The sequence below is a fragment of the Streptomyces sp. Inha503 genome (assembly GCF_047215865.1).
Taxonomy (GTDB): Bacteria; Actinomycetota; Actinomycetes; order Streptomycetales; family Streptomycetaceae; genus Streptomyces; species Streptomyces lycopersici.
The window spans coordinates 7,673,501-7,700,235 of record NZ_CP178360.1 but is presented as its reverse complement, the minus strand read 5'-3'; the positions used below and the strand labels follow the sequence as shown (position 1 = coordinate 7,700,235).

The following is a 26,735-nucleotide window of genomic DNA, read 5'->3' as shown; positions in this document are numbered from 1 at the left end:
CTTAACCCCCCAGGAGATGTCATGCGACGTCGCATCAGCGGTAGACGGGCCACCGCCCTCACCGCCTTGCTCACCCTCGCACTCGCCGCACCCATGGCAGCTCAGGCCGACGATCCCGCCCCGCGGCCCGGCACCGACCGCACCGCATCACCCACTGCCCAGGGCGCCGACCAGGATGTACGGCAGTACGAGGTCTCCGGCCCGGCCACCAAGGCCGACCGCTCCGCGGTCGCCGCCACCGGGGTGTCCATCGACGAGGTGGACGCCCGCTCCCTGGTCGTCACCGCCGACCCGGCGCAGGCCAAACGGCTGCGTGCGCTCGGCTACCGGCTCACCGCGCTCCAGGGCCCGCCCGACCGCGCCGAGGGCAGGTCGGCCACGCCGTTTGACTTCCCGTCGGCCGATGCGAAGTACCACAACTACGCCGAAGCGAACGCCGAGATCAACGCGGCGGTGGCCAAGTATCCGTCCATCCTCAGCAAGCGCGTCATCGGAAAGTCGTACGAGGGTCGCGACATCGTCGCCCTCAAGATCAGCGACAATGTGGCCACGGACGAGAACGAGCCCGAGGTCCTCTTCACCGCCCATCAGCACGCCCGTGAGCACCTTACGGTGGAGATGGCGCTCTATCTGGTACGGCAGTTCACCGAGGGCTACGGCAGCGACTCCCGGATCACGAACGCCGTCAACGGCCGGGAGATCTGGATCGTCCCGGATGTGAACCCGGACGGCGGCGAGTACGACATCGCCACCGGCTCCTACCGCAGTTGGCGCAAGAACCGCCAGCCCAACTCCGGTTCGTCGTCCGTGGGCACCGACCTCAACCGCAACTGGGACTTCAAGTGGGGCTGCTGCGGCGGCTCCTCAGGCTCGCCCAGCTCGGAGACCTACCGCGGCCCCCGCGCCGCCTCCGCCCCCGAGGTGAAGGTCGTCGCCGACTTCGCCCGCAGCCGGGTCGTGGGCGGCAAGCAGCAGATCAAGGCCGCGATCGACTTCCACACCTACAGCGAACTGGTGCTGTGGCCCTTCGGCTGGACCTACGACGAAACCACCACTGGCATGACGCGGGACGACTACGACGCCTTCGCCGCGGTCGGCAAGAAGATGGCGGCGAGCAACGGCTACACCCCCGAGCAGTCGAGCGAGCTGTACATCACGGACGGCGCGATCGACGACTATCTGTGGGGCACCCAGAAGATCTTCGCCTACACCTTCGAGATGTACCCGACCTCCTCCGGCGCCGGCGGCTTCTACCCGCCCGACGAGGTCATCGACCGCGAGACCAGCCGCAACCGCGACGCGGTGCTGCAACTCGTGGAGAACGCGGACTGCATGTACCGCTCCATCGGCAAGGAGGCTCAGTACTGCGCCTGAGCCGGGGCCGTCCGGCCCGACTCGGGCGCCGTCCCGGCGGTATCCCCGCCGGGACGGCGCCTCCCGCCGAGGGGCACTTGATGCCGCCCGCCCCTGCTGATCTGGAGCGGCAACGCGAGTTCCCCACCGTTCACCCTGCGCAAGCCCCGGCCCGGAACGGGACCAATCCGCCAGTCGGTCACGACGACCCCGCAGCGCCGCAAGGCGCCGTACCCGCGTCCGGGCCGTCGCCTTCGCCGTACGAGGGCAGGCGGGCGCCCCGGCTCTCGGCGACCCGCAACACGTCGCGCAGCGCCTCACACAGCCGCTCCGCGAGGTAGCGGAGTTCTCGCTTGTCCGCCCTGGGGGCGTCCAGCAGCACCCGGGCGTGCCGGAGGAGTTCGACCGCCATCGACACCTGTACGGCCTCGATCGCGTCTGCCCGTCGGCTCAGAGGGCTGCTCCCGTCATCCGCCGACAGATAGCACGGCTTTCCGTCGGGGTCCGTCCACGGCAGCAGGCGCAGACCGGTCATCGCACCCATCCGGACACCTCCACACCCCGGATCACGGCCCGAGCCTCGACCCGATGACGGCCGGGCGGCAGTACGGCGAGAAGTGCACTCACGCATGCGAGGAACCGCCCCATAGGCTCCTTCATGTTCATCAGCTCCTGTCAGCTGGTGGGCCACGCCCTCGGGCCGGTGCACCCCGGTCGCGAGGGTCCTGCGTTTCTTCACGCTGTGTGGCGCTTCCCTCACAGAGTGGAGGTCGTGCTGGCTACGCTGCTAGGAGGGCGGCTCTGACAGCACAGCTTTCAACTCAGGGAGTCAGTCATGGAGATGAAGCGGAGGCCACGCACCGCAAGGGAGAAATACGGGGAGGAGTTGAGAATCCGCCGCACAGCGGCCGCCATGACACAGGAAGCGCTAAGTGAACGGGTGGTGTGCTCGCCCACGCTGATCAGCCACTTCGAGGCGGGGAGGCGGCTTCCCAGGCCGGACGACGCGGCGCGGATCGACCAGGCTCTAGGGACGGACGGGTTCTTCGCGCGGTGGCTGGAGGATCTGGAGTCGAAGTTCGCCGACCACTTCGCGGTCGCGGCGGAGTTGGAACGGCAGGCGTCAGAGCTCCGGTTGTACGGCCTCTCGCTCGTTCCTGGACTGCTCCAGACAGACGCCTACGCACGTGCGGTGCTGCGCACGGCCAGCCCCAACTACCGCACCGAGGATCTTGACCGGCGCGTGGTCAACCGCGTAGAGCGTGCCCGAATCCTCGATAATCCGTTGAGCCCCGTCGTGTGGACCCTGTTGGATGAGGCAGTGCTCCGACGCCGGGTCGGTGGGCCGCACGTCATGGCGGAACAACTGCGCAGGATCTCGGACATGGCCGAGGTTGGACGATTGCGGCTGCATGTGTTGCCGTTCGGTGTCGGGGCCCATGCTCTCATCGAAAGCATGGTCACCCTCATGCGCTTCACCGATGCCGCACCCGTCGCATACATCGAAGGCCTCCGCACGGGCAACTTGATGGATGATCCAACTCTGGTGAGCTCCTGCCAGTCGGCCTACGATCTCGCCATGGGCGATGCGGTGTCGCATGACGAATCCCTGGCCCTGATCCGGGCCATAGCAGAGGAACACGAACATGGCCAGCACTGATCACACCGTCTCCGACGCCTCTACCCTCACCGGTTGGTTCAAGTCCAGCTACAGCGGGCCCAGCAACGGCGACTGCCTCGAAGTAGCGCGCGGCCACGCCACCGTCCCCGTCCGCGACAGCAAAGACCCGCACGGCCCGGCGCTCGTCTTCGAGCCGTCCGCCTGGTCGGCGTTCATCTCCGCCGTCAAGCGCGGGGAGTTCCCCACCGCCTGACCCGTCGAAGCGACGGCCCCCGAATCCCGGCGGTTTCTGCCGAGATCCGGGGGCCGTCGTCATGCGGGCGCCGTCCGCTAGATGACCAGGCTCAGCAGCCCCGCGACCACGAACCCCGCCACCGACAGCACCGTCTCCAGGACCGTCCAGGACTTCAGCGTGTCGCTCTCGGTGATGCCGAAGTACTTCGCCACCATCCAGAAGCCGCCGTCGTTGACGTGCGAGGCGAAGATCGAGCCCGCCGAGATGGACATGATGACCAGCGCCAGATGGGCCTGCGAGTAGTCGCCGTCGGCGAGCATCGGGGTGACGATGCCCGCCGTCGTGACGATCGCGACCGTCGCCGAGCCCTGGGCCACCCGGAGCACCACCGAGATCAGCCAGGCCAGCACGATGACCGGCAGGCCCGCGCTGTCGAAGGCGTCGGCCAGGGCCTGGGCGACACCGCTGCCCTTGAGGACCGCGCCGAAGACGCCGCCCGCGCCGACCACCAGGAGGATGTTGCCCACGGGCTTGAGGGAGGCGGTGGAGACGGTCTCCAGGGACTTGCGGGACCAGCCGCGCCGGATGCCCAGCAGGTAGTAGGCGAGGAGCAGGGCGATCGTCAGCGCCACGAAGGGGTGGCCGAAGAACTCGATGACCGAGCGGCCGGTGCTCGGGTCCAGCGCGACGGAGGAGAACGTGGCGCAGAGGATCAGCACGAGCGGGGTGCCGATGATCGCGAGCACCGTGGCCACCGAGACCGGCTGCTCGGCCGGGGTGGCGCCGGAGGCGCGCTGCTGGGCCGCGACCGCCTCCCGGGACTCCTCGGCCGCCTCGACCATGTCCTGCGGTACGGGCACGAAGATGCGCTTGCCGATCCAGGCGGCGTAGCCCCACGCGGCCAGCACCGACGGGATGCCCACGATGATGCCCATCAGGATGACCCAGCCCAGGTCGACATGGAGCAGTCCGGCCGCGGCCACCGGGCCGGGGTGCGGCGGCAGGAAGGCGTGGGTCATGGACAACCCCGCGAGCAGCGGCATCGCGTACAGCAGGATCGACTTGCCGCTGCGCTTGGCGGCCGCGTAGACGATCGGCGCGAGGACGAAGATGCCGACGTCGAAGAAGACCGGTATGCCGAAGATCAGGCCGGTGAGCCCCATCGCGAGCGGCGCCCGCTTCTCCCCGAAGAGGCCGAGCAGCCGGGCGCTGAGCGCCTCCGCGCCGCCGGAGACCTCGAGGATCGCGCCGAGCATGGTGCCCAGGCCGATGATGATGGCTATGTGGCCGAGGATGCCGCCCATACCGGATTCGATGAGCGAGACGGCGTCCGACTTCTGGACCGTGCCGAAGAGTTCGGTGACCGAGAGACCGGCGGCCAGACCGACCGCGATGGAGACGCCGAGCAGCGCCACGAAGGGTTGCAGCCGGACCTTGATGATCAGGTAGAGCAGCAGGGCGATGCCGAGGGCGGCGACGGTCAGCAGACCGGCGGTGCCGTGGATGAGGGCGAGCAGACCACCGGTGTGGGGTGGGGTCTCGGCAGCGGGAGCGGCCGCGAGCAGCATGGGGAACTCCGGGATATGGGTAGGGGGTATCGCCGCACGGCGGGGGGCCGCGCGCTGGGAAGACCTGGGTGCGGGTGATCAGGGCTCGAGCTTCCGGCGACGGGGACGGTGAGGACGAGTCAGGGGTGGAACCCGCGGCGGGCGGGGAAAGCTCCCGCCCGCCGCGGGGGTCCGGGGGCGGCCGCCCCGGGCGGCGTCGGCCCGGGGCGGCGAGGGCGTCAGCCCAGGACGGCGAGGGCGTCGATCTCGACGAGCAGACCGGCCGGGAGGCCGACGTAGACCGTCGTACGGGCGGCCGGGGCCTCCTTCAGGTCGGCGAAGAACTCGTTGTAGATCTCGTTGAGTTCGGCGAAGTGGCCGGTGTCGGTGAGGTAGATCCGCACCATCACCACGTCCTCCCAGCTCGCGCCGCCCTCCTCCAGCACGGACTGCACATTGCGCAGGGTCTGGAGGGTCTGCTCGCGCAGGGTGGGCCCGACGGGGGTGGGGGCCTGGCCCGGGACGGCGGGGCCGAAGCCGACCTGACCGGCGACCTGGAGGATGTTCCCCTTCTTCACCCCGTGGGAGAACTTGGCGGGCGGGGCGGTGTGCGTGGCCGGGGTGATCGCGGTCTTCTGGAGCTTCTCGGTCATGAGGAGGTCTCCTCGGCTCTCTTCTCGGGGGTTTCGGCTGTTACTCGGGAGGGATACTGCGCGTCGTGGGACACCGGGGCGCCGCCCGAGTATTCCCGGCTGATCTCCTCAGCCGTGCGGCGCACCAGCGGCAGCAGGGAGAGGAGTTCTTCGGCGCTGACGACGACGTTCGGCGCCGACACCGAGCAGGCGGCGACGACCCGCCCGTCCGCTCCCCGGATCGGTGCCCCGACGCAGTTGATCGACTCCTCGTGGCCGCCGAAGTCGGTGGCCCAGCCCTGTTCGCGCACGGTCGCCAGCTCCTTGAGGAACGCGGCGGCGTTGGGCGTCGAACGGGGCGTGTACGCGGGGTAGGTGAGCCGCTCGGCCAGGGTCCGCCGCTCGGGCTCGGGCAGATCGGCCAGCAGCAGCTTGGCCACGGCGGCCACGGTGATGGCCACGGGCTTGCCGATCCGCGAGTACATCCGCACCGGGTAGCGGCTCTCCACCTTGTCGATGTAGAGCACCTCGTTCTCCTCGTACACCGCGAGGTGGACGGTGTGCCCGCAGCGTTCGTTGAGCGCCGCCAGATGGGGGTGGGCGATCTCGCGCACGTCGAGGTTCTCGACCGCCTCCTGCGCGAGCGCGAAGAGGCGGGCGCCGAGGCGGTAGCGCTGGTCCTGCTGGCGGTAGACCATGCCGTGCTCATGGAGGGTGCGCAGCAGCCGCAGCGCGGTCGACTTGTGCACGCCCAGCCGCGTGGCGACCTGCTCCAGATTGGCCGGCCCCTCCGCCAGCAGCGGCAGGATGCTCAGCGCTCGGTCGACGGTCTGGCTCATGAGTCGGGTACCTCCACCACTGCGGTCTCGGCCCACTTTTCGGCGGGACTCGGCAGATCTGTCCAGCCGGGGCCGAATCGCAGTGTGCCCCACCGCGCGGCATCGAGTGCCACCAGGTGGTCGGCGTGCTCGCGGGAGGGCGGGGTGCCGAGGTCGCCGGGGACGGTGAGCGCGGCGGCGGCCATCAGGTGGCCGTGGCGCAGCCGTTCGGCGACGGGCAGTCCGCGCAGGGTGCCGGAGAGGAAACCGGCGGCGAAGGCGTCGCCCGCGCCGACGGGGGCGACGACGTCGACGCGCGGGGCGGGTTCGAAGGTGACGGTGTCCGTGCCCTCGTCCGGGCGGCGGGCGTAGGCGGTGGCCCCGGCGCCGCCCTGCTTGACGACCAGCAGCTCCGGTTCGGGCAGCACGGCCCGTATGGCCTCCGGACCGCGCACTCCCCAGACCGCCTCGGCCTCGTCCTCTCCGACGAAGACGAGGTCACAGCGGCGGGCGAGGTCGAGCAGTACGGCGGGCCCGCCTTCGCCGTCGGCGGCCTCTTCCGCTTCCCTCCGCCAGAGCGAGACCCGGTAGTTGAGGTCGAAGGAGACGAGGGGGCGGCCGGGGGCGTGGGCGGTCAGCTCGCGCGCCAGCGCCCGGCAGTCGCCCGAGAGGGCCGGGGTGATCCCGGTCAGATGGAGCACCCGGCCGGACCAGGCCCGCTCCCGGGGGATGAGCGCGGGGGACATGGCCGCGGCGGCGGATCCGGCCCGGTAGTAGAGCACCTCGGCGAGCGGTTCCGAGGCGGCGGCGCTGTCCCCGCTGTCCCCGCCGTCCCCGCCGGCCGTCTCGGAGCCGACAGCCGTCTCGGAGCCGACGGCGCGCTCCCCCGCCGTACGGAAGTAGATCCCGGTGGGGCGGCGCGGATCGCGCTGGACGTACGCGGTGTCCACACCGGTGGCCGCGATCTCCCGTACGAGGTGCTCGCCGAAGCCGTCCGTGCCCACCCGGCTGATCCAGCGCGCGCTGTGCCCGGCGCGGGCCAGGCCACAGGCGACATTGGACTCGGCGCCGCCGATGCCCCGGGCGAACGAGGGAACGTCCGACAGCCGGCCCGGACGGGACGGCACGAAGGTCACCATCGACTCGCCAAGACATACGACATCGACGCTGCGGAGGTGGGACACAGTTGGTCTCGCTCCTCGTGGATGGACGGATGAGGGTCAGCCACACACCGTTGACCCGGTGCTGGGCGGGATGTTAGACAGCGCTAAGCGTTATGCGCAATGAACGTTGCAGAGATTGCAACCGGAATCGTTATGGAGGCGCTCCATGGCCACCGACCACCGCGACCAGGCCGTCGCCGCCCTCGCGCGGGAGCGCGTCGACCACCGCTTCAAGGGCCTGCCGCCGAACGCCGAGGGCCTTACGGTCGGCGAGCTCGCCGCCGAGCGGCGCTCCCTGTTCACCGGTGGCTTCACCACGCCCGTACTGGCGCTGTCGGCCGAGGCGCTGGAGCACAACCTGGTGGCGATGGAGCGCTACTCCGCCGCGCATGGGCTCGCCTTCGCCCCGCACGGCAAGACCTCCCTGGCCCCGCAGCTCTTCCAGCGCCAGCTCGCGCACGGGGCCTGGGGCATCACCGCGGCCGTCCCCACCCAGGTGCGGATCTACCGGGCCTTCGGCATCCAGCGGATCTTCCTCGCCAACGAGGTCGTCGACGCCGCCGCCCTGCACTGGCTCGCGGCCGAACTCGACGCCGACCCCGATTTCCGCTTCATCGCCTACGTCGACTCGGTGCGCGGTGTGGAGCTGATGGACGCGGCCCTGCGGGAGGCGGGCGCGCGGCGGCCGGTCGATGTGGTGGTCGAGCTGGGCGGCGGCGAGGGAGCCCGCACCGGGGTCCGTACGGAGGCGGAGTGCGCGGCGGTCGCCGACGCGGTCGCGGCCGCCGGGACGCTGCGGCTGGTCGGGGTGGCCGGTTACGAGGGCGAGGTGCCGGAGGCGGACGGCGAGCGGGTACGGGCGTGGCTGCGCCGCCTCACGGCACTGGCGGCGGACTTCGACGCGGCGGGCCGCTTCGAGGACGTGGACGAGGTGGTCGTCAGCGCGGGCGGCAGCGCCTGGTTCGACGCGGTGGCGGACGTCTTCGCGGAGCTGCCCACGCTGTCGCGCCCGGTGCTGAAGCTGCTGCGCTCGGGTGCGTACGTCTCCCACGACGACGGCCACTACCGGCACATCACCCCGTTCAACCGCGTCCCGGAGGAGGGCGAGCTGCATCCGGCCTTCCGGCTGTGGGCCCAGGTCGTCTCGCGCCCCGAACCCGGCCAGGCCTTCCTGAACGCGGGCAAGCGGGACGCGGCGTACGACCTGGACATGCCCGAACCCCAACTCATCCGCTCCGCCCGGGACACCACCACCCGCCCCGCCACGGGCCTCACCATCACGGCCCTCTCGGACCAGCACGCCTGGGTCTCGGTCGCGGACGACACGCGGCTGGAGGTCGGCGACTGGGTGGCCCTCGGCCTCTCCCACCCCTGCACCAGCTTCGACAAGTGGCAGCTGATCCCGGTGGCGGAGTCGGACGGCACGGTCACGGACTACATCCGCACCTTCTTCTGATCGTCGTGGGGCTTCCGCCCCGCCCCACACCCCGCCGGGGCGAAGCCCTCGCCCCGGCCCGCACGCCTCACGCAGAGGGAGACGCACCCCATGGACCTGGTCATTCACGGTGCGGACGTCATCGACGGCACCGGGCGAGCCCGGTATCGGGCAGACGTGGCCGTCGACGGCGGCCGGATCGCCGCCATCGTGCCCGAGGGGAGTGGGGCGCGCCCCACCGCCCACCGCGTGGTGGAGGCCGACGGCCTCGCCCTCTCCCCCGGTTTCATCGATATGCACGCCCACAGCGACTTGGCCCTGCTCCGCGACCCCGACCACTCCGCGAAGGCCGCCCAGGGCGTGACCCTGGAGGTCATCGGCCAGGACGGGCTCTCGTACGCGCCCGTGGACGACCGCACGCTCGCCCAGATCCGTACCGCCATCACCGGCTGGAACGGCGACGGCTCCGACATCGACTTCACCTGGCGCACCGTCGGCGAGTTCCTGGACCGCCTCGACCACGGCTTCGACGGCCAGGGCATCGCGGTCAACGCCGCGTACCTCATCCCCCAGGGCACCGTCCGCATGCTCGCCCTCGGCTGGGAGGACCGCGACGCGACGCCCGCCGAGGTCGAGCGGATGAAGGCGCTGGTGGCGGAGGGTCTTGAGCAGGGGGCGGTCGGCCTGTCCTCCGGACTCACGTACACCCCCGGGATGTACGCCTCCGACGCCGAACTCACCGAGCTGTGCCGGGTCGTGGCCGCGTACGACGGCTACTACTGCCCGCACCACCGCTCGTACGGCGCCGGCGCCCTGCGCGCCTACGAGGAGATGGTGGCCCTCAGCCGGGAGGCGAGCTGTGCCCTCCACCTCGCCCACGCCACCATGAACTTCGACCTCAACAAGGGCCGCGCCCCCGAGCTGCTCGCCCTCCTCGACGCCGCGATCGCCGACGGCGCCGACATCACCCTGGACACCTACCCCTACCTCCCCGGCTGCACCACGCTCGCCGCGATGCTGCCGAGCTGGGCGGCCGAGGGCGGCCCCGACGCGGCCCTCGCCCGGCTGCGCGACGACGCCGAGGCCGAGCGCATCCGGCACGTCATGGAGGAAGAGGGAGCGGACGGCTGCCACGGGGTGCCGATCAACTGGGACACCATCGAGATCTCCGGCGTGAACGACCCGGCGCTCACCGGATACATCGGCAAAACCGTCGCCGCGAGCGCCCGCGAGCGAGCCGAGGCCCCCTGGGTGACCGCGCGCCGCCTCCTCCTGGACGACCACCTCGGCCCGACGATCCTTCAGCACGTCGGGCACGAGGAGAACGTCCAGGCGATCATGAAGCACCCCGCGCACACCGGCGGCAGCGACGGCATCCTGAACGGCGCCAAACCGCACCCCCGGGCGTATGGCACCTTCCCCCAGTACCTGGGCCGCTACGTCCGTGAGCTGGGCGTCCTCACCCTGGAGGAGTGCGTGGCCCACCTCACCGCCCGCCCCGCGGCCCGCCTCCGCCTCCCCGACCGGGGCCAGATCCGCGAGGGCTACCGCGCGGACCTGGTCCTCTTCGACCCGGAGACGGTCGCGGCGGGCTCGACGTTCGAGGCCCCGCGCACCCTGCCGACCGGCATCCCCCACGTCCTCATCGACGGCCGTCCCGTCATCGAGGACGGCCGGCGGACGGACGTCCTCGCGGGGCGCGCGATCCGCCGCGCCTAGGGCGTCTCCCGTGCGGACGTGGGGGTGTCCGAAGGAGCCGGTGCCGTCGGTGCGGTCGCGAGCTGCTCGCTCCGGTACCTCTGCCGTACGCGGTGAAGCACGTCGTTCTGCGCGGAGTTGAGAAGGTCTTCGATTGCCGCATCGACCGTTTCCCTGGCGGATGCCACCCGCACCGGCCCGTCGGACCCCCAGGACGCCAGGGCGGGGTAGGCGGAGTGGAGGCCGCGAACGCGCGTGAGCACCCTGTCCGCCAGCTCGGCCCTGGTCCGCTCGTCCGCATCGTCCGCCAGTTGATTGAACTCTTCGGCCACGGGGTCGGCCCGCTTGGTCCGTATGACCTCTCGCACGGCATGGAGGACGGACGGACTCAGCACCCGGCTCATGACGGAGGCGAGCGCCAGGTCGGTGTCGGAGACATACGGGTTGAAGGCGACCGGAGCCATCTCGGGTGGCAGGTCGGCCGGCGCTTCATGGCAGAGGAGACGGGCGAGTTCGATACGAACTTGCTGAAGCCGTTCCACGGCCTCGGCGGCTTCGGCGTCCGCGGACCGAAGCGCCTCTTCGGGAGGAGCGTCGACGTCCCCCCAGGCGCTGATCTGCGACAGGGTGAACCCGAGATCGGTCAGGCGCCTGATCCACAGCAGTCGCGTCAGATGGGCCACGCCGTAGCTCTTGTAGCCGTTGGCGCGTCGCTCGGGCTGGGCGAGCAGACCGACGTCGTGGTAGTGCCGCACCGTACGCACGCTCGTGTCCGCGAGCTCGGCGAGCTGTCGGGTGCTCCACGCCACGAAAACCACTCCCCCGGGCCGAATTCTCCAGCAGCCGTGCGTCGACGTGGGTGAGGTTACCTGCTGCGGGCTTCTCGTCAGGAGGCACGCGGCTCAGCACGCCGACGAGGAATCGCCCGGAGGCAACAGTCGAAACCATGCCGCTACGGCACAGTCAACTGCCGCCCCGTTCCTGCCCTGTTCGCCATCGGGCCCGTGACCGGCGTCGGTCCGACCGGGCCTTGACCATGCCGCGACGGCACAGCCTTTCCTGGGCTGCGGCTCCGAAGTCGAGCCCGCAGGCAGGCGGGCCGGATTCCCACTGTCCGACCAGATGAACGAAAGAGTCGATATCGTGCAGAGACGACGTCTCAGGCTTCTGTTGGCCGTAGGTGTCACGGCGACAGCGGCCCCCGCGCTCGCTTGGACGGCCATCGCCGGTCCGGGCTCCGGCCCGTCGGCCACCCCCTCGTCCGCCGCCGGGAAGGCGCTGGATCCGTACGTGAAGCAGAAGCCGAAGTGGAAGCGGTGCGACGCCGGCTCCCCCGCGACGTTCCAGTGCGCCACGATCAAGGTCCCGCTGGACTACCGGGACCCCGGGGGCGAACGGATCGACGTGGCCATATCCCGGATCAGGACCGCCGTACCCGACAAGCGGCGCGGTGTGCTGCTCTCCAACCCCGGCGGCCCAGGCCAGGCGGGGCTCGCCATGCCGACGGGGCTGCACAGGAACCTGCCCAAGTCCGTACAGGAGAAGTACGACCTCATCGGCTTCGACCCGCGCGGTGTGGGAAAGAGCAGCCCGGTCTCCTGCGGTCTGACGAAGGAGGAGCAGAACTGGCTGCGGCCGTATAAGAAGGAGACCTTCGCCAAGGACGTCGCCTGGGCACGCGACGTCGCGAAGAAGTGCAAGGAGAAAGCGGGCGACAAGCTCCCGCACATCACCACGCGCAACACCGCGCGCGACATGGACCTGCTCCGGGCGATCCTCGGTGAGAAGAAGATCTCGTTCCTGGGCTATTCGTACGGCACCAATCTGGGCCCCGTCTACAGCGAGCTCTTCCCGGCCCGTGTCGACCGGTTCGTGCTGGACAGCGCGGTCGATCCGGGACGCGCCTGGCGCGGGATGATCCAGTCGTGGGCGGAGGGCTCCGACGCCGCGTTCGACCGGTGGACCAAGTGGGCCGCCGAGCGCTCGGAGGAGTACGGCCTCGGGGACACCCCGAAGAGGGTCGGCCGGACCTTCTGGGGTCTGGTCGCGCAGGCCGGCAAGAAGCCCATCGAGGTGGATGGGAAGCCGCGCACCGGCGACGACATCCGGAGCGGTATGCACGAGGCGACCTTCACTCCTGAGGAGGCCAGCGCGTGGGTCGTCGAGCTGAAGAAGGCCGCGGAGGGCAAGCCCGCCTCCGCGAAGAAGCTCGCGGCGTTCCCCCGCTCCGAGGGGGGCGGGCCGGCAGGCGCCGCCGACGATGCCGCCAAGGTGCCGTCCGACAACCCGACGGCGAGCCTGTGGACCGTGTTCTGCGGCGACAACTCGGCCGCGTGGTCCCGCGATCCGGAGAGCTACCGGCAGGACGCCATCGAGAACGAGCGCCGTTACCCGCTCTACGGTGACTTCGCGTCCAGTATCAAGCCCTGTGCGTTCTGGGACGAGTCCAAGGAGCCGGTGACCGAGGTGGACAACGAGATCGGCTCCCTGGTCGTCCAGAACGAGTGGGACGGGCAGACCCCGCTGCACAGCGCTCAGGGCCTGCACCGACACCTGAAGGGCTCGCGCATGGTCACCGTCCTCGGCGGCGAGGGCCATGGCGTCTACCCGAACGACAACGCGTGCACGGAGAGCACGGTCAACGACTACCTGCTCTACGGCAAGCTCCCGGCGAAGGATGTGATCTGCAAGGCGACGGCCGAGCCGAAGGCGGAGTCGGGGAAGTAGCGGGACGAGCAGGACGCGGAGCCCTGCGGTGGTCCGCCGGGACGGGACTCAGGTCAATACACCTAGGCGGCCGTGTCCTCGGGTGGCAGCTGTGCGGGGTACGGCTCGCCGAAGTCCGCCGAGCGGCTGACCTTCTCCCAGGCCGCCGCCTCGGCGAGCTGGCGCCGGGAGTAGTCCCGCGCCATCGTCGTCGCGTTCACCCCCAGCGGGAGATGGCTCGGGACCTCCCCGCGGTGGACGGTCCGCACGATGATCTCGGCGGCGCGCCGAGGGTCCCCGGCCGCTCCGTCCGTGCTCTGCCGCACCCGCCGGTTCATCTCCCCGACGGTCGAGTCATAGGCGTCGGGGATCGGGTGGACCGTCATCGAGGAACCCGCCCAGTCGGTGGCGAAACCGCTCGGCTCGACGACCATGACGCGCACACCCAGCGGCGCGGTCTCCGCGGCGAGCACCCGGCTGAAGCCGTCCACCGCGAACTTGGCCGCCTGGTATGAGGCGATGCCCGGCGATCCGCCGACCCGCCCGCCGATCGAGGAGATCTGCACGACGGTGCCGGTCCCCTGCTCCCGGAGGACGGGGAGCACGGCCTTGGTCACGTGGTAGACGCCCCAGAAGTTCGTCTCGAACTGGGCGCGGAAGTCCTCGTCGTCCGAGGTCTCGATGGGCGACACATTCGCGTATCCCGCGTTGTTCACGAGCACGTCGACGCGCCCGAAGCGGGCGAGCGCCGCCTCGACGGCCTCGCGTGCCGCCTCTGGGCGGGTGACGTCCAGCGCGAGGGGGTGGACGCGGTCGCCGTACTCCCGGTACTCCTCCGCGAGCGTCTCGGGGCGCCGGGCGGTGGCCACGACGCGGTCACCGGCCTCAAGAGCGGCGGCGACCAGGGCGCGGCCGAGTCCGCGCGACGAACCGGTGATGAACCAGACCCGTGAACCTTGTGAAGCCTGTGAACCCATAATCTGTGAACTCATACCGTTAGTACAACACCGTTCTCTTATTTACGCAACACCGTTCCCTTAAAGGTTCCTATGATGTCCGGCATGACTACGACGCCTGCCTTCCAACGCGCGCGCAGTGCCCAGGCCAAGCAGGCGCGGGAAGCGGCGATCCTGGACGCGGCCCGTGCCCTCGCCCGCGAGCGCGGGGTCCGGGACATCACCCTCACCGACATCGCCGGGGCCGTGGGGATGCACAAGTCGGCCCTGCTGCGCTACTTCGAGACGCGGGAGCAGATCTTCCTCAGGCTCACCGCGGAGGGCTGGCGACAGTGGTCCGCCGGGCTGCGCGGTGAGCTGGCACGCCGTACCCACGCCACGGCCCCGGAGGTCGCCGAGGTCGTCGCCGCCACGCTGGCGGCCCGGCCGGTCTTCTGCGACCTGCTGGCCCAGGCGCCCATGAACCTCGAACGCAATGTGTCGATCGACTCGGTGCGCGACTTCAAACTGGTGACGCTCGAGGAGATCGAGCTGATCGGCGACGAGCTGCGACGGCTGCTCGGACTGACCGAGCTCCAGACCGTCGACCTCGTCGCCACGGCGACCAGCCTGGCCGGGGCGCTCTGGCAGATGGCCACCCCCGGCCCGCGCCTACGGGAGCTCTACGAGACCGACCCCCGCCTCGGCCACGCGATCGTCGAGGTGGAACCCCGACTGCGCCGCGTCCTCACCGCCTTCCTCACCGGCCTCGACGCGGGCTCCTCCACGACAGCCCCAGGCAACGCCTCATAGCTACCCGCTCCGCGAGGACCTCCGTGCCGACCTCGCCGTGACGGATCCCTGTCCTCACCCTGTGACCCAGCTCTCATCGCGGTCGTGCAGCAAATGCACGGGCCTCCCCGTCGAGGAGGGGTGACAGGAAGGGAGGAGCGTGTGGATCTGGCAACCGAGTGGAAGTTACGGACGGGCCTCGACGAGGCCGGTTCGGCGCAGATCGATTTCCAGGGCTTTGTCGCGACGCGGTCGGCCGCGTTGTTCCGCGGCGCCCTCGTTTTGACGGGCAACCGCGAGGCGGCGGAGGACCTGGTCCAGGAGACCCTGGAGCGGGCCTGCCGCAAGTGGCGCACGATCGCCGCCAAGGATGCTCCGGACGCGTACGTCCGGCGGATCATGGTGAACCTGGCCAACGACCGGTGGCGGAGGTTCCGCCGCATGGTTCCGCACCAGGACAGCGACGGCGGCGAGCGGGCGGCACCCGGGGACGAGTACGGGCGTGTCGACAGCAGGGACCAGTTGGTCCGCGCCCTCCAGCGGCTGCCGATGCGCATGCGCACGGTCGTGGTACTGCGGTACTTCCACGACCTGTCCGACGCCGAGATCGCGGCCGACCTGAGGATCTCACCGAGCACCGTGCGATCCCAGCTCGCCCGTGGGATGGAAAAGCTCAGAAGCCAGTTCCCCGCACTCTCCGGCCCTTCACCACGGCAGCCCACGGAAGGAACCCGATGACTTCACCCGAGTCGCGGCCTCCCGGCTGCGCGGGTTACACACCCTTCGAAGAGGAATTGGTGAACGCCATGAATGATTTCGTGAACGCCGCCGAGGCACCGGGCTTCGACACGGCCCGCATCGTGCGGGGCGCCCGCCGCAAGCGGGCCACGGCCATCGCCGGTATCGCCACGGCCCTCATCGTGGCCGGTGGCGGCACCGCCCTGGCCACCATCAACAGCGGTTCGGAGGTTTCGAAGCCCGCCACCGCCGGCACCGCGACCGCCGACCCCGAAGCCACCTACGTCGCGCTGGAGGACAGCAAGTACAAGCTCGACTTCGGGGGTCTCAGCCTGGAGTTCGCCCGGCAGCAGCTGCTGAAGTCCCAGCTCAAGCTCGGCAAGGTCGGCGAGGTGGACTGCGGCAAGAACGGCAAGCCGGGCACGGTCGTCGAGGTCTCTCCCCACAGCCCGACCGCCGTGCCCAGGGGTGCCAGCATCAGCCTGATCCTCTGCGCCGGCTGACCTGAGCCGCCCCGTCCCCGTCCTTCCCGACACCGATACCGGTGCCGGTGCCGGTGCTGGTACTGGTACTGGTACCGGGAGGGACCGGGGCGGGGCCGGGCGACCCGCGAAAACTCGCGCTCAGCCGCCCAGCTCCGCGTCCACGAAGCGCCGCAGGTGGCGGCGGGCGTCGGCCACGCTCAGGGCCGGGACCTGGCGGAGGCGGCGCAGGGCGAGGCCGTCGGCGAGGGCGGAGAAGCGGAGGGCGAAGTCGGCCGGGTCGTCGCAGTGGAACTCGCCCTCGGTCCGGCCCCGTTCCACCAGGGCCCGGATCTCGCCGTGCCAGTTCTCGTACCGTTCGGCCTGGCCGCGGGCGAAGGTCTGGTCCCGTTCGCCCGCGTTCCAGTAGTCGAACCACATCCGCCAGTGCCGGTCCGTGTCCTCCGTGAAGAGCGCGTCGATGAGCAGCCGCAGCCCCTCCGCGCCGCTGGTGGCCTGCCCGGCGGCGTCGCTCAGCGCGGCGTAGTAGCGCTCTATGTGCAGCACCATCGCCTCGGAGAGGACTTCCTGCACGCTCTCGAAGTGGTACGTGACCGTGCCGACCGACACCCCGGCCGCGGCCGCCACCTCGCGCACCCCCACCGCCTTCGTGCCGCGCTCGGCGATGAGCGGCACCGCGGCCTCCACGATCAGCCGGCGGCGCACCTCGGTGGGCTGCCGGGTGCGGGCGGACGCGGCGACGGCGCGGCGCGGTGGGCGGCGTTCGGATCGGGACGTCACGCGGACGTCCTCGGTGTGGTGCGGTGCCATGTGCGCGTGGCCACTGTCTCTCCGTTCGCCCGTGCCTCGATGCCGCTGTCCATGATGAATTCCTCCGCCGTGGACCGCAGTTCCATGGTGGTGACGACTTCCGCCTCCCAGTCCCCGCGCCGCAGCCGGATGGTCCACCGAGAGCTTGCCACGGCCGACAGCGGATCGCCGGAGCGGATGCGGTAGGTCTCGCGGGCGCTCTCCTCGTAGCGCAGTCCGTCCGGATAGGTGCGGGAGCCGCCGTAGTTCGGGTCCACCTCCAGCACCCACTCCCCCGTGGCGACGTCATGGGTGACGGTGCGTTCGGGGCGGGGTTCGGCGGGCGGGTCGACCGTCACGTCGAGCGGCGGGGCCTGTTCGGGCTCCTCGAAGACGATGGGCGGGCGGCCCGCGTCGGCGCCCGGATCCCGTACCGGCAGCAGCAGCGCGCTCCGACCGGGCCGTACGGTCAGTTCGCCGCGTTCGCCGTGCGGCCAGACCCACGGCCAGTACGCGTCGGAGACGGCGACCCTGACGCGGTGGCCGGGCGGGAAGGCGTACCCCGTGGCGTTCAGCTCGAACTCCACGTCCTCGTACGTCCCCGGCCGCCACTCCACCGCCCGCTCGCGGCCGTGCCGGGACATCAGGTTGAGCACCCCACGGGTGACCAGGGTGGAGGAGCCGTCGGGCGCCACATCGCAGACCCGGGCGATGACATGGGCGCGCGGGGTGGCGCTGTCCAGCCGCAGCCGTACCCGGGGGCGGCCCAGGATCTCCACCCGCTCGGTGAGCGGCGCCGAGTCGAAGCAGACCGAACGGCCGTCCTCCGCACGCTGGTCGGGCGGCAGATCCGTGGCGTTGCCGAAGGGGAAGAAGCGGCCCGCGTCCAGCCCGGTGTGCAGCGGCGAGCGCACGATCACCGGCTCGTCGGCCGGGCCGCCGAGGGGGCGTTCGTCCCAGCTGACGGACGGCGACGGCCAGGAGTCCTCGCCGACCCAGCGGCCCGGCATCGTCTCGTATGAGGTGGCGGGCGGTACGGGGTCGTTGATCCAGGCGCGGAGCGGTGGCTCGTCGAGCACGCCGGTCGGCTCGTCCTTGAGCCAGTGGTCCCACCAGCGCAGGGTCTCCTGGAGGAAGCCGATCGCCGGGCCCGGCGGCAGCCCCCGGTCGGGGTACTGGTGCGACCACGGGCCGATCAGCCCGCGCACGGGCGCGTCGAGGTGCTCCAGCAGGCGCAGCACCGTGTCCCGGTACGGATCGGCCCAGCCGCCGACCGCGAGCACGGCGGCCTCGATCGCGCCGTAGTCCTCGCAGACGCTGCCGTGCCGCCAGTAGTCGTCCCGCTCCTGGTGGGCGAGCCAGGTGTGCAGATACGGCTCCAGCGCGTCGAGCCGCTCCCGCCACATCGGCAGCCAGCGGTCCTCGCCGACGGAGGTGGGGTGCGGGGGGCGGGCCGTGAACGCGAGCATGGTCCCGGCCCACGCGAGCATGTCGATGCCGAGGACGGCGCCGCCGGTGTAGTGGACGTCGTTGTCGTAACGGTCGTCCGTGGAGCAGACGGTGACGATCGCCTTGAGGGGGGCGGGGCGCAGGGCGGCGATCTGGAGCGAGTTGAAGCCGCCCCAGGAGATCCCGAACATCCCCACCTTGCCGGTGCACCAGGGCTGTGCGGCCAGCCAGTTGACGACGTCGACTCCGTCGGCGAGCTCGGTGGCCGTGTACTCGTCGAGCATCACGCCCTCCGAGTCCCCGCTGCCGCGCAGATCGACCCGTACGGAGGCGTAGCCGTGCCCGGCGTACCAGGGGTGACGCTGCGCGTCGCGCGGGGCGGTCCAGTCGCTCTTGCGGTACGGAAGGTATTCGAGCAGGGCGGGGACGGGGGTGGTCTCGGCGTCCGCCGGGCGCCAGATGCGGGCGTGCAGCCGCGTCTGCCCGTCCCGGGTGGGGATCCACACGTCCTCGACGCGTACCTCGCGGTCGAACGTCTCGCGGTACTTCACGTATCTCCTCTACCTGGTGTTGTGGTGCGGGTGCGGGCGCGGCTGCGGGTCGCGCGGGTGCGGCTGCGGGTCGCGTGGGTGCGGGTTGCGCGGGTGCGGGTTGCGCGGGTGCGGGTTGCGCGGGTGCGGCGAGCCGCTCCCCACCCCGCCCCTTCCCGAACCATGGGCTCCGCCCCCGGCCCCCGCTCCTCAAACGCCGGAGAGGCTTCGCTCGCCCCTCCCCGAACCATGGGCCCCGCCCCCCGGCCCCCGCTCCTCAAACGCCGGAGGGGCTGGAGATGCGCAGCGACTGCGGTGGGGCGCGTGACCCCTGGTTGTGGGCAATCGTTCCGCCAGGGGGCACCTCCCAGCGGTAGCTGGGGGAGGAACGGGTGGGCACAACCTGGCCACCGGGCCGCACCTGGCGACGAAAGCTCAGGGGGCTCAGGCCCAATTCGGGAAGGGGCGGGGTGGGGGCTAACCATCTACCGGCCGCCAGCGTCGCACCCGGTGGCCACCACCCAACTCGTCCCAGAGCGCCCCCGGCTCCGCCGCGTCCGCCCACTCCTCGGCCACCGCCACGACCCCCTCCGCCTCCGGATCGGGCTCCAGCGCCGCCGCCATCAGCGCCTTCGTGTACGGGTGGCCCGGAGCCGCGAAGACCGCGTCCGTCGGGCCCTCCTCCACCACCACTCCGTGCCGCAGCACCACCACCCGGTCCGCGATCCCCCGCACCACCGCCAGGTCGTGGCTGATGAACAGGCAGGCCAGCTCGCGCTCCCGGCGCAGATCGTCCAGCAGGCGCAACACATCGGCCTGAACGGACACATCCAGCGCCGTCGTGATCTCGTCCGCGATCAGCAGATCGGGCTCACCGGCCAGCGCCCGCGCGATGCCGATGCGCTGGCGCTGGCCGCCGGACAGCTGGGCGGGGAGCCGGTCGGCGAAGTCGGGGTCGAGGCGGACGTCGGCGATCAGCTGACGGGCGCGCGACGCCGCCTCGCCCCGCGACCCGGCCGTACCGAAGAAGCGCAGCGGTCGCCGTACCGCATCGCCCACCGAGCGCCGAGGATTGAGCGAGGTGTCGGCGTTCTGGAAGACGAGCTGGACGGTGCGCCGCAGGGCGAGCGGGCGCCGCCGCGCGGGGGCACTCAGGTCCCCGTCGCCGCCGGACGAGCTGCCGGACGAGCCACCGAGCGCGCCCCCGGATCGGCGGCCCGACGGGCCACCCGACCCGCCCCCGGCCGCCGCCCGCATCGTCCCGCCCGACGGCACCCGCAACCCCGCCAGCGACCACGCGATCGTCGACTTACCGCTCCCCGACTCACCCACCAGCGCCAGCACCTCACCGCGCCGCACGCTGAAGGAGACCCCGTCCACGGCACGGCTCGCCCCGTAGTCGATCGTCACCTCTCGCACGTCGACCACGTTGGCCGCGTCGGCCACACCCTTCGCGCCCTCCGCGCCCTCCGCGCCCGCCCTCGGCCGGATCTCCCGCGTACCGTCCTCGCCCACCACCGCGAGCCCCGCGTCCGCGATGCGCGGGACGCTGGCCAGCAGCCGGCGGGTGTACGGGTCGCCCGGAGCGGCGAACAGCCGCCGCGTGGGGGCGGCCTCGACGACCCGCCCGGCGTTCAGCACGCACACCTCGTCGGCCATCCGCGCGACCACGCCCAGGTCATGGCTGACCAGGACGGCGGCGAGGCCGAGTTCCTCGCGCAGGGCGCCGATCAGGTCCAGCACCCCGCGCTGGGTGATCACATCGAGTCCCGTCGTGGGCTCGTCCAGGACGAGCACCTTGGGCCTGGCCGCGATCGCCATGGCGATGGCGACGCGCTGCTGCTGCCCCCCGGAGAGTTCGTGCGGATAGCGGCGGGCGAGCTCGCGCGGGCGCTCCAGCCGCACCTGCTCCAACAGGTCGGTGACGGGCACCTCGCCGCCCGCCTCCGCGATCTGCCGCCCGATCCGCATGGACGGCGTCAGGGCGTGGCCCGCGTTCTGCGCGACCATCGCGACCGTACCGCCGCGCAGCCGCCGCAACTCCCGTGCGGCCAGCGCGAAGACGTCCTTGCCGTCGACCGCGACGCGCCCGCCCGTGATCCGGGAGCCATGCCGCAGATGCCCCAGCAGCGTCGCCGCGACCGTCGACTTGCCGCTGCCGGACTCGCCGACCAGGGCCAGCGTCCGGCCGGGGCTCACCTCCAGCGAAACGTCCCGGACGACGGGCACCTCGCGCCCGCCCGAGCGGTACGCCACGGACAGCGCGTCCACCGACACGATGGGGGCCTTCGGAGACGTGGTCATCAGACGCCCTCCCTGATCCGGTCCACGCCCCACGCCTTCGACAGGCCGTCGGCCGCGAGGTTGAGCCCGACCACCATCGTGGCCAGGCCGATGATCGGCGCAAGGCTGGCCATCGGCACCACGGTGATCGCGGTGCGGTTCTCCGAGACCATCAGCCCCCAGTCGGGGGTGGGCGGATCCGCGCCGAAGCCGAGGAACGACAGCGAGGAGATCAGCAGCACCACCCACGACGCCCGCATCGCGAACTCGACGCACACCACATCGCTGATGTTGGGCAGCACCTCGCGCCGCAGAATCGCCCAGGTGGACTCGCCCCGGGCCCGCGCCGCGGTGACGTAGTCCTGCGGCACGACGGCGAGCGCGGCACCCCGCACCACCCGCACCACCTGGGGAACGCAGACGACGCCGATGGCCAGCACGATGACCGAGGAGCCGGTGCCCAGCGCGGTGACGATCACCAGCAGGACGAGGATCGCGGGGATGGACAGCACCGCGTCCAGGAGGCGCATGACCACGTCGTCCAGCCAGCCGCCGCGCAGCGCGGCCGCACAGCCGAGGACGGTGCCGAGGGCGATGGTGATGAGGGTCGCGGTGACGGAGACGCCGAGCGCGTACCGCCCGCCGTAGAGCACCCGGGTCAGCACATCGCGCCCGTACTGGTCGGTGCCCGCCCAGTGGTCGGCGCTCGGCCCGAGCAGCGCGTGCGAGGCGTCACCGGTGGTGGGGTGGTACGGGGTGAGCAGCGGGGCGAGCAGCGCGACCACCACATGAACGGCGACGATCGCGAGCCCGATGACGGCCGGGCGGGAGGAGCGCACCGTGCGCCAGGTGCGGGCGGCGAAGCCGGGCCGTACGGGCGCGGACGGCGGCGGCGCGGCGGACGACGGGGCCGCGCCCGCGCCCACGGGCTCCTTCACGGAACTCATCGGATCCTCCCTCCTCGGGTGCGGAGCTTGGGATTGAGGGCCATGGACCCGAGGTCGGCGGCGAGGTTGCAGATGACGTAGACGACCGCGCTGATGAGGGCGATGGCCTGGATGACCGGCAGATCGCGGTTCTGTACGGAGGTGAGCATCAGCTTCCCGATGCCGGGATAGTTGAAGACGTTCTCGACCACGGCGACGCCGCCCACCAGCCACGCCACATTGAGCGCGATGACATGCAGCGTGGGCAGCAGCGCGCTGGGCAGCGCGTGCCGGGTGACCACGCGCCAGGTGGTCAGCCCCTTGAGCCGGGCCGTGGTGACGTATTCGCTCGCCATGACGTCGATCACCGAGGTGCGGGCCATCCGCACGATGTACGCGGCCATGACGATCGCGAGCGAGGCTGCGGGCAGCCACACCGCCGGGAGCAGCTGCCCGAACCCGGCCCCCGGCCCGTACAGCACCACGGCGGGAAGCACCGGCACGGTGACGGAGAAGGCGAGCACCAGCACGGTGGCCACGACGAATTCGGGGACGCTCATCCCGACCAGGCTGACCGTGGAGATCAGATGGTCGGGCCAGCGGTCGCGGTAGAGCCCGGCCACGACGCCGAGGACGACGGAGCCGGTGACCGCGAAGAGGACGGTGACGACGGCGATCAGGGCGGAGTTGCCGAGGTACTGGGCGACCTCGCCGCCCACCGGCTTGGTGGTCACCAGCGAGGTGCCGAAGTCGCCGTGCAGGGCGCCCTTGATCCAGTCGGCGTAGCGCTCCCAGGCGGGCTGGTCGAGCCCCATCTGCTTGCGCAGCGCGGCGACCGCGTCGGGGGTGGCGTCCCTGCCGAGCACCTGCGTGGCGACGTCGCCGGGCAGCGCCTGGACGGCCAGGAAGACCATGACCGAGGAGAGCAGCAGGGTGCCGAGCGCGGCGACCACGCGGCGGAGGAGGAAGGAGAACATCACGCCCCCTTCAGCCCGATGTGCAGATAGTCGAACTCGAAGCCGTGCTCGGCGTAGCCGCGCACCTTCCGGGAGATCCCGACGAGCCGGTCGGCGAACATCGGGGTGATCGCCCCGCCCCGCTCGACCACGAGCGTCTGCGCCTGTCCGTACAGCTCGCGTCTGCGGCCCTCGTCGGTCTCCCGGCGGGCCCGGTCGAGCAGCGCGTCGAACTCCTTGTCCGACCAGGCGGTCTCGTTGTACGAGGAGCCGCCGCGGAAGACCTGGTTGAGCAGCTGGTCGACGGGGCGCCCGGTGTACCAGTAGGTGGCCATGAGCGGTTTCTTCATCCAGATCTGGGTGTAGTACGAGTCCGCGGCCGCGGTCTTGACCCGGATCCGGATGCCCGCGCGCCCGGCCGACTCCTGGTAGGCGAGGGCCATGGGCGTGAAGATCGGGTCGTACGAGGAGGTGTAGAGGTCCACCGCCAGCCGCTCGTGCCCGGCCCGCTTCAGCAGATGGCGGGCCTTCTCGGGGTCGTGGGCGGGGTGGGTGGCGATGTGGGCGGGGTCGTTCGGCGGGACGGGGTTGTCCCAGCCGGCCGTGCCCGCGCCCTGGAGCGCGGCCTTCAGGATGTGCGCGGGGTCGTAGGCGAGCTTCATCGCCTGCCGCACCCGCGGATCGGTGAAGGGCTTCTCGGTGGTGAGCATCGGCAGCACGTACCACTGGGCGTTCTCGGCGCGGGCGATGGTGGCGCGGTCGGAGGCGGCGACGACCCGGGCGGTGGCGAAGTCCAGATTGGTCTGGGAGAGCAGATCGACCTGCCCGGCGAGCAGCGCGTTGGAGCGGGCCTGCATATCGGCCACGGTGTAGAAGTCGATCGCGTCCAGGACCGGACGCCCGGCCCAGTGGTCGGCGTAGGCGGTGACCCGGCCGGGCCCGGCGGCGGTGAAGGCGGCGAGCCGGAAGGGGCCGGTGCCGATGCCGGTGCGGCCGATGGAGCCCGCGCTGCCCTCGGGCACGACGTAGCAGTTGTAGTGGGTGAGCAGGCTGGGGAACTCGGCGTGCGGGCTCTTCAGGGAGACGACCAGGGTGTGGGCGTCGGGGGTGCGCAGCCGCCCCGGGTCGACCAGCGGGGCCAGCACGGGGGCCTGCGGGGACGCGGTGGCCTTGTCGAGGATGTGGCGCAGGGTGTAGGCGGCGTCGGCGGAGGTGAAGGCGCGGCCGTCGTGGAAGGTGACGCCGCGGCGCAGCCGGAAGGTCCAGGTGGTCGCCTTGGCGTCGGGCTCCCAGGACTCGGCGAGGTCGGGGGCGACGGTGCCGTCGGGCGCGATCCGCACGAGGCGGTTGTAGAGCGCGCCGAGGTATTCGTACGCGGACAGCGCGCTCGCGGGGTCGAGGGTCTCGGCGTCGGAGGCGGGCGGCCGGGCGATGCGCAGGGTGCCGCCCCGGTCGGGCCGCCCGGCCGGGCCCCGGGTGGGCACGGCCGTCGACGGGGAGGCGGAGGCGGCTCCCGAGCAGCCGGTCAGCGCGGCGGAGCCGCCGAGCGCGGCGACGGCCGCGGCGGCGGTGGTGAGCACCGACCGCCGCGGTATCCCGGCCGCGGCGGGGGCTGTGCGGTGGGAGATCTCGGACATCAACGGGGGCATGAACGGGGGTACCCTTCCCTTACTCGTTCAGCGGAACGATTGGGTGAAGTGCGTGAACGATAACCACGCAACCCGTTCGGGCCAACCCTTCTCTCGCGGAAATTAACGCCGGTAACAGACTCGTTATCCCGCGCGATGCGCCGCTCCGGGGCGGCGCACGGGATCGCGGCCGCCACCGCCCGGCGCCCCCGTACACCGTCCACGTGGCGAAAAACACCGAGCGGCCCCGGATGCACCCCCGTAAGGTGGCCGACATGCAGGTGATCCAGTCCACGAAGCTCGCCAACGTCTGCTACGAAATCCGTGGCCCGGTGCTCGAGGAGGCGATGCGGCTGGAGGCGGCAGGACACCGCATCCTCAAGCTCAACACCGGAAATCCGGCGACCTTCGGCTTCGAATGCCCCCCGGAGATCCTCGAGGACATGCTCCGGAACCTCGGCGATGCCCATGGCTACGGCGACGCCAAGGGACTGCTGTCCGCGCGGCGCGCGGTGATGCAGCACTACCAGACCCAGGGCATTCACCTAGATGTCGAGGACATCTTCCTCGGCAACGGCGTCTCGGAGCTGATCCAGATGTCGATGCAGGGGCTGCTGGACGACGGCGACGAGGTCCTCGTCCCCGCCCCCGACTATCCGCTGTGGACCGCCGCGGTCTCGCTCGCCGGCGGCACCGCCGTCCACTACCGCTGCGATGAGCAGTCGGACTGGCTGCCGGACCTCGCCGACATCGAGCGCAAGGTCACCGACCGCACCAAGGCGCTCGTCATCATCAACCCCAACAACCCCACGGGCGCCGTCTACGGCGAGGAGATCCTGCGCGGCCTCACCGACATCGCCCGCCGCCACCAGCTGATCGTCTGCTCCGACGAGATCTACGACAAGATCCTCTACGACGGCGCCACCCACACCCCGACCACCGCCGTCGCCCCGGACCTGCTGACCCTCACCTTCAACGGGCTCTCCAAGGCGTACCGGGTGGCGGGCTACCGCAGCGGCTGGCTCGCGGTCTGCGGCCCGAAGGCCCATGCCGCCAGCTATCTGGAGGGGCTGACCATCCTGGCCAATATGCGGCTGTGCGCCAATATGCCGGCCCAGCACGCGGTGGCCACGGCGCTCGGCGGCCGTCAGTCGATCAACGACCTGGTACTGCCCGGCGGCCGGCTGGTGGAGCAGCGGGACACGGCGTACGACCTGCTGACCCAGATCCCGGGCGTCACCTGCGTGAAGCCCAAGGGCGCGCTGTACGCGTTCCCGAAGCTGGACCCCAAGGTCTACAAGATCAAGGACGACCGGCAGATGGTCCTGGACCTGCTGCGGGCCGAGAAGATCATGATCGTGCACGGCACCGGGTTCAACTGGCCGGAGCCGGATCACTTCCGCATCGTGACGCTGCCCGCCAAGAAGGATCTGGCCGACGCGGTGACCAGGATCGGAAACTTCCTGGATGGATACAGCCAACCCTGATCTTTAGTTACTGCTCAACTTTAGACAGAGTCTAAGTTAGGATGGCCTCCTCACCCCTTGGAGGCCATCCATGTACGAACCGATCCGCACCAAGTCGGTCCACAGCATGGCCGAGCCCACGCCCGACTTCCCGCACCGCTCCCGCGAGGAAGAGCTGGACATCCGGCTGGCCGGACATCTGACCGCACTGCTCACCGTGACGGACGAGCTGCGCACCCTCACCCCGGACGCCACCCTCGACGACGCCGCCCAGCGCCTCGCCGAGCAGGCCACCCGGCTGCGCGACGGCCACGCCCCGCTGCGCGCGGCACCCACGACGGCGGCCACGGACCCGGCGCATATCGCCGCCCTCCACCAGCGCGCCCACACCCTGGCCGGATGGGCCCTGGTCGTGGCCACGTCCCGTGACGACACGGCGGCCACGACGCTCGCCGCCGAGCGCATGCACTCCCACGCGACCGCGCTGGGCCTGGCGGCCTGAGCGGGCCGTGGGCTTCGCGGCCCGAGCGCGTGCATTACGGGCCGCGCACGG

At 71.3% G+C, this 26,735-nt stretch carries 24 protein-coding genes; 11 read left to right on the top strand and 13 right to left on the bottom strand.

Translation table 11 applies throughout. The features are described from left to right. Positions 1–21: 21 nt before the first annotated feature. Positions 22–1,374 carry a M14 family metallopeptidase gene (locus ACJX2R_RS32680; protein WP_413103061.1) on the top strand — a complete coding sequence of 451 codons (1,353 nt, stop codon included), beginning with the start codon at positions 22–24 and terminating at the stop codon, positions 1,372–1,374. 178 nt (positions 1,375–1,552) lie between these two features. Here the strand turns inward: ACJX2R_RS32680 and ACJX2R_RS32675 are convergent, their stop codons facing one another. Beyond that, positions 1,553–1,897: a hypothetical protein gene (locus tag ACJX2R_RS32675; protein ID WP_413103060.1), complete on the bottom strand. Its 345-nt coding sequence runs from the start codon at positions 1,895–1,897 to the stop codon at positions 1,553–1,555. A gap of 291 nt (positions 1,898–2,188) precedes the next feature. On the opposite strand from ACJX2R_RS32675, the gene ACJX2R_RS32670 reads away from it, so the two are divergent. Both ACJX2R_RS32670 and ACJX2R_RS32665 read left to right on the top strand, forming a co-directional pair. Then, positions 2,189–3,013, top strand: a complete 825-nt coding sequence (locus ACJX2R_RS32670; RefSeq protein ID WP_413103059.1) for a helix-turn-helix domain-containing protein — start codon at positions 2,189–2,191, stop codon at positions 3,011–3,013. Further along, entirely contained in the window at positions 3,000–3,227 is a 228-nt protein-coding gene (locus ACJX2R_RS32665) for a DUF397 domain-containing protein (protein ID WP_413103058.1), read from the top strand. Before ACJX2R_RS32670 ends, ACJX2R_RS32665 begins: the two co-directional genes overlap by 14 nt. Before the next feature lie 77 nt (positions 3,228–3,304). On the opposite strand, the gene ACJX2R_RS32660 is transcribed toward ACJX2R_RS32665, so the two are convergent. From ACJX2R_RS32660 to ACJX2R_RS32645, 4 genes are all read right to left on the bottom strand, one after another. Beyond that, positions 3,305–4,777, bottom strand: coding sequence for a GntP family permease (locus tag ACJX2R_RS32660; RefSeq protein ID WP_413103057.1), 1,473 nt, complete (start codon positions 4,775–4,777; stop codon positions 3,305–3,307). A 218-nt stretch (positions 4,778–4,995) separates the two neighbouring features. Next, positions 4,996–5,409 carry a RidA family protein gene (locus tag ACJX2R_RS32655; protein WP_262702963.1) on the bottom strand — a complete coding sequence of 138 codons (414 nt, stop codon included), beginning with the start codon at positions 5,407–5,409 and terminating at the stop codon, positions 4,996–4,998. Continuing rightward, complete coding sequence (locus tag ACJX2R_RS32650; RefSeq protein WP_413103056.1) at positions 5,406–6,227, bottom strand: IclR family transcriptional regulator; 822 nt, start codon at positions 6,225–6,227, stop codon at positions 5,406–5,408. Before ACJX2R_RS32650 ends, ACJX2R_RS32655 begins: the two co-directional genes overlap by 4 nt. Further along, positions 6,224–7,390: a sugar kinase gene (locus ACJX2R_RS32645; protein WP_413103055.1), complete on the bottom strand. Its 1,167-nt coding sequence runs from the start codon at positions 7,388–7,390 to the stop codon at positions 6,224–6,226. Before ACJX2R_RS32645 ends, ACJX2R_RS32650 begins: the two co-directional genes overlap by 4 nt. Before the next feature lie 145 nt (positions 7,391–7,535). On the opposite strand from ACJX2R_RS32645, the gene ACJX2R_RS32640 reads away from it, so the two are divergent. Then, on the top strand, positions 7,536–8,825 hold the full coding sequence (locus tag ACJX2R_RS32640) for an amino acid deaminase (RefSeq protein WP_413103054.1): 1,290 nt from the start codon (positions 7,536–7,538) through the stop codon (positions 8,823–8,825). Positions 8,826–8,915: 90 nt separating this feature from the next. Next, complete coding sequence (locus ACJX2R_RS32635; protein WP_413103053.1) at positions 8,916–10,523, top strand: N-acyl-D-amino-acid deacylase family protein; 1,608 nt, start codon at positions 8,916–8,918, stop codon at positions 10,521–10,523. Here ACJX2R_RS32635 and ACJX2R_RS32630 read toward each other — a convergent pair. Beyond that, positions 10,520–11,311, bottom strand: coding sequence for a MerR family transcriptional regulator (locus ACJX2R_RS32630; protein WP_413103052.1), 792 nt, complete (start codon positions 11,309–11,311; stop codon positions 10,520–10,522). The genes ACJX2R_RS32635 and ACJX2R_RS32630 overlap by 4 nt on opposite strands. Before the next feature lie 313 nt (positions 11,312–11,624). Between ACJX2R_RS32630 and ACJX2R_RS32625 the strand changes: the two genes are divergently transcribed. Beyond that, on the top strand, positions 11,625–13,229 hold the full coding sequence (locus ACJX2R_RS32625; protein ID WP_413103051.1) for an alpha/beta hydrolase: 1,605 nt from the start codon (positions 11,625–11,627) through the stop codon (positions 13,227–13,229). Positions 13,230–13,291: 62 nt separating this feature from the next. Here the strand turns inward: ACJX2R_RS32625 and ACJX2R_RS32620 are convergent, their stop codons facing one another. Continuing rightward, on the bottom strand, positions 13,292–14,200 hold the full coding sequence (locus tag ACJX2R_RS32620; RefSeq protein ID WP_413103050.1) for an SDR family NAD(P)-dependent oxidoreductase: 909 nt from the start codon (positions 14,198–14,200) through the stop codon (positions 13,292–13,294). Between the two features lie 69 nt (positions 14,201–14,269). Between ACJX2R_RS32620 and ACJX2R_RS32615 the strand changes: the two genes are divergently transcribed. From ACJX2R_RS32615 to ACJX2R_RS32605, 3 genes are all read left to right on the top strand, one after another. Beyond that, positions 14,270–14,956, top strand: coding sequence for a TetR/AcrR family transcriptional regulator (locus ACJX2R_RS32615; RefSeq protein WP_413103049.1), 687 nt, complete (start codon positions 14,270–14,272; stop codon positions 14,954–14,956). A 141-nt stretch (positions 14,957–15,097) separates the two neighbouring features. Then, positions 15,098–15,673, top strand: coding sequence for a SigE family RNA polymerase sigma factor (locus tag ACJX2R_RS32610; RefSeq protein ID WP_413103048.1), 576 nt, complete (start codon positions 15,098–15,100; stop codon positions 15,671–15,673). Positions 15,674–15,741: 68 nt separating this feature from the next. Next, positions 15,742–16,176: a PASTA domain-containing protein gene (locus ACJX2R_RS32605; protein WP_413103047.1), complete on the top strand. Its 435-nt coding sequence runs from the start codon at positions 15,742–15,744 to the stop codon at positions 16,174–16,176. Positions 16,177–16,296: 120 nt separating this feature from the next. On the opposite strand, the gene ACJX2R_RS32600 is transcribed toward ACJX2R_RS32605, so the two are convergent. From ACJX2R_RS32600 to ACJX2R_RS32575, 6 genes are all read right to left on the bottom strand, one after another. Further along, the gene (locus tag ACJX2R_RS32600; protein ID WP_262702953.1) at positions 16,297–16,935 is read right to left on the bottom strand and encodes a TetR/AcrR family transcriptional regulator; all 639 of its coding nucleotides are present in this window, start codon (positions 16,933–16,935) and stop codon (positions 16,297–16,299) included. After that, positions 16,932–18,944 (bottom strand): CocE/NonD family hydrolase, encoded by a 2,013-nt coding sequence (locus ACJX2R_RS32595; protein WP_413103046.1) that lies wholly within the window; start codon positions 18,942–18,944, stop codon positions 16,932–16,934. Before ACJX2R_RS32595 ends, ACJX2R_RS32600 begins: the two co-directional genes overlap by 4 nt. A gap of 456 nt (positions 18,945–19,400) precedes the next feature. After that, the gene (locus ACJX2R_RS32590; protein WP_413103045.1) at positions 19,401–21,227 is read right to left on the bottom strand and encodes a dipeptide ABC transporter ATP-binding protein; all 1,827 of its coding nucleotides are present in this window, start codon (positions 21,225–21,227) and stop codon (positions 19,401–19,403) included. Beyond that, positions 21,227–22,153: an ABC transporter permease gene (locus ACJX2R_RS32585; RefSeq protein ID WP_262702950.1), complete on the bottom strand. Its 927-nt coding sequence runs from the start codon at positions 22,151–22,153 to the stop codon at positions 21,227–21,229. Before ACJX2R_RS32585 ends, ACJX2R_RS32590 begins: the two co-directional genes overlap by 1 nt. Continuing rightward, positions 22,150–23,109: an ABC transporter permease gene (locus ACJX2R_RS32580; protein WP_413103044.1), complete on the bottom strand. Its 960-nt coding sequence runs from the start codon at positions 23,107–23,109 to the stop codon at positions 22,150–22,152. The genes ACJX2R_RS32585 and ACJX2R_RS32580 overlap by 4 nt, the downstream gene beginning before the upstream one ends. Continuing rightward, entirely contained in the window at positions 23,109–24,725 is a 1,617-nt protein-coding gene (locus ACJX2R_RS32575) for an ABC transporter substrate-binding protein (protein ID WP_413103043.1), read from the bottom strand. The genes ACJX2R_RS32580 and ACJX2R_RS32575 overlap by 1 nt, the downstream gene beginning before the upstream one ends. A 266-nt stretch (positions 24,726–24,991) precedes the next feature. On the opposite strand from ACJX2R_RS32575, the gene ACJX2R_RS32570 reads away from it, so the two are divergent. Further along, positions 24,992–26,203, top strand: a complete 1,212-nt coding sequence (locus tag ACJX2R_RS32570; protein WP_413105995.1) for a pyridoxal phosphate-dependent aminotransferase — start codon at positions 24,992–24,994, stop codon at positions 26,201–26,203. Between the two features lie 70 nt (positions 26,204–26,273). Beyond that, positions 26,274–26,684: a hypothetical protein gene (locus ACJX2R_RS32565; RefSeq protein WP_413103042.1), complete on the top strand. Its 411-nt coding sequence runs from the start codon at positions 26,274–26,276 to the stop codon at positions 26,682–26,684. Positions 26,685–26,735 lie beyond the last annotated feature (51 nt).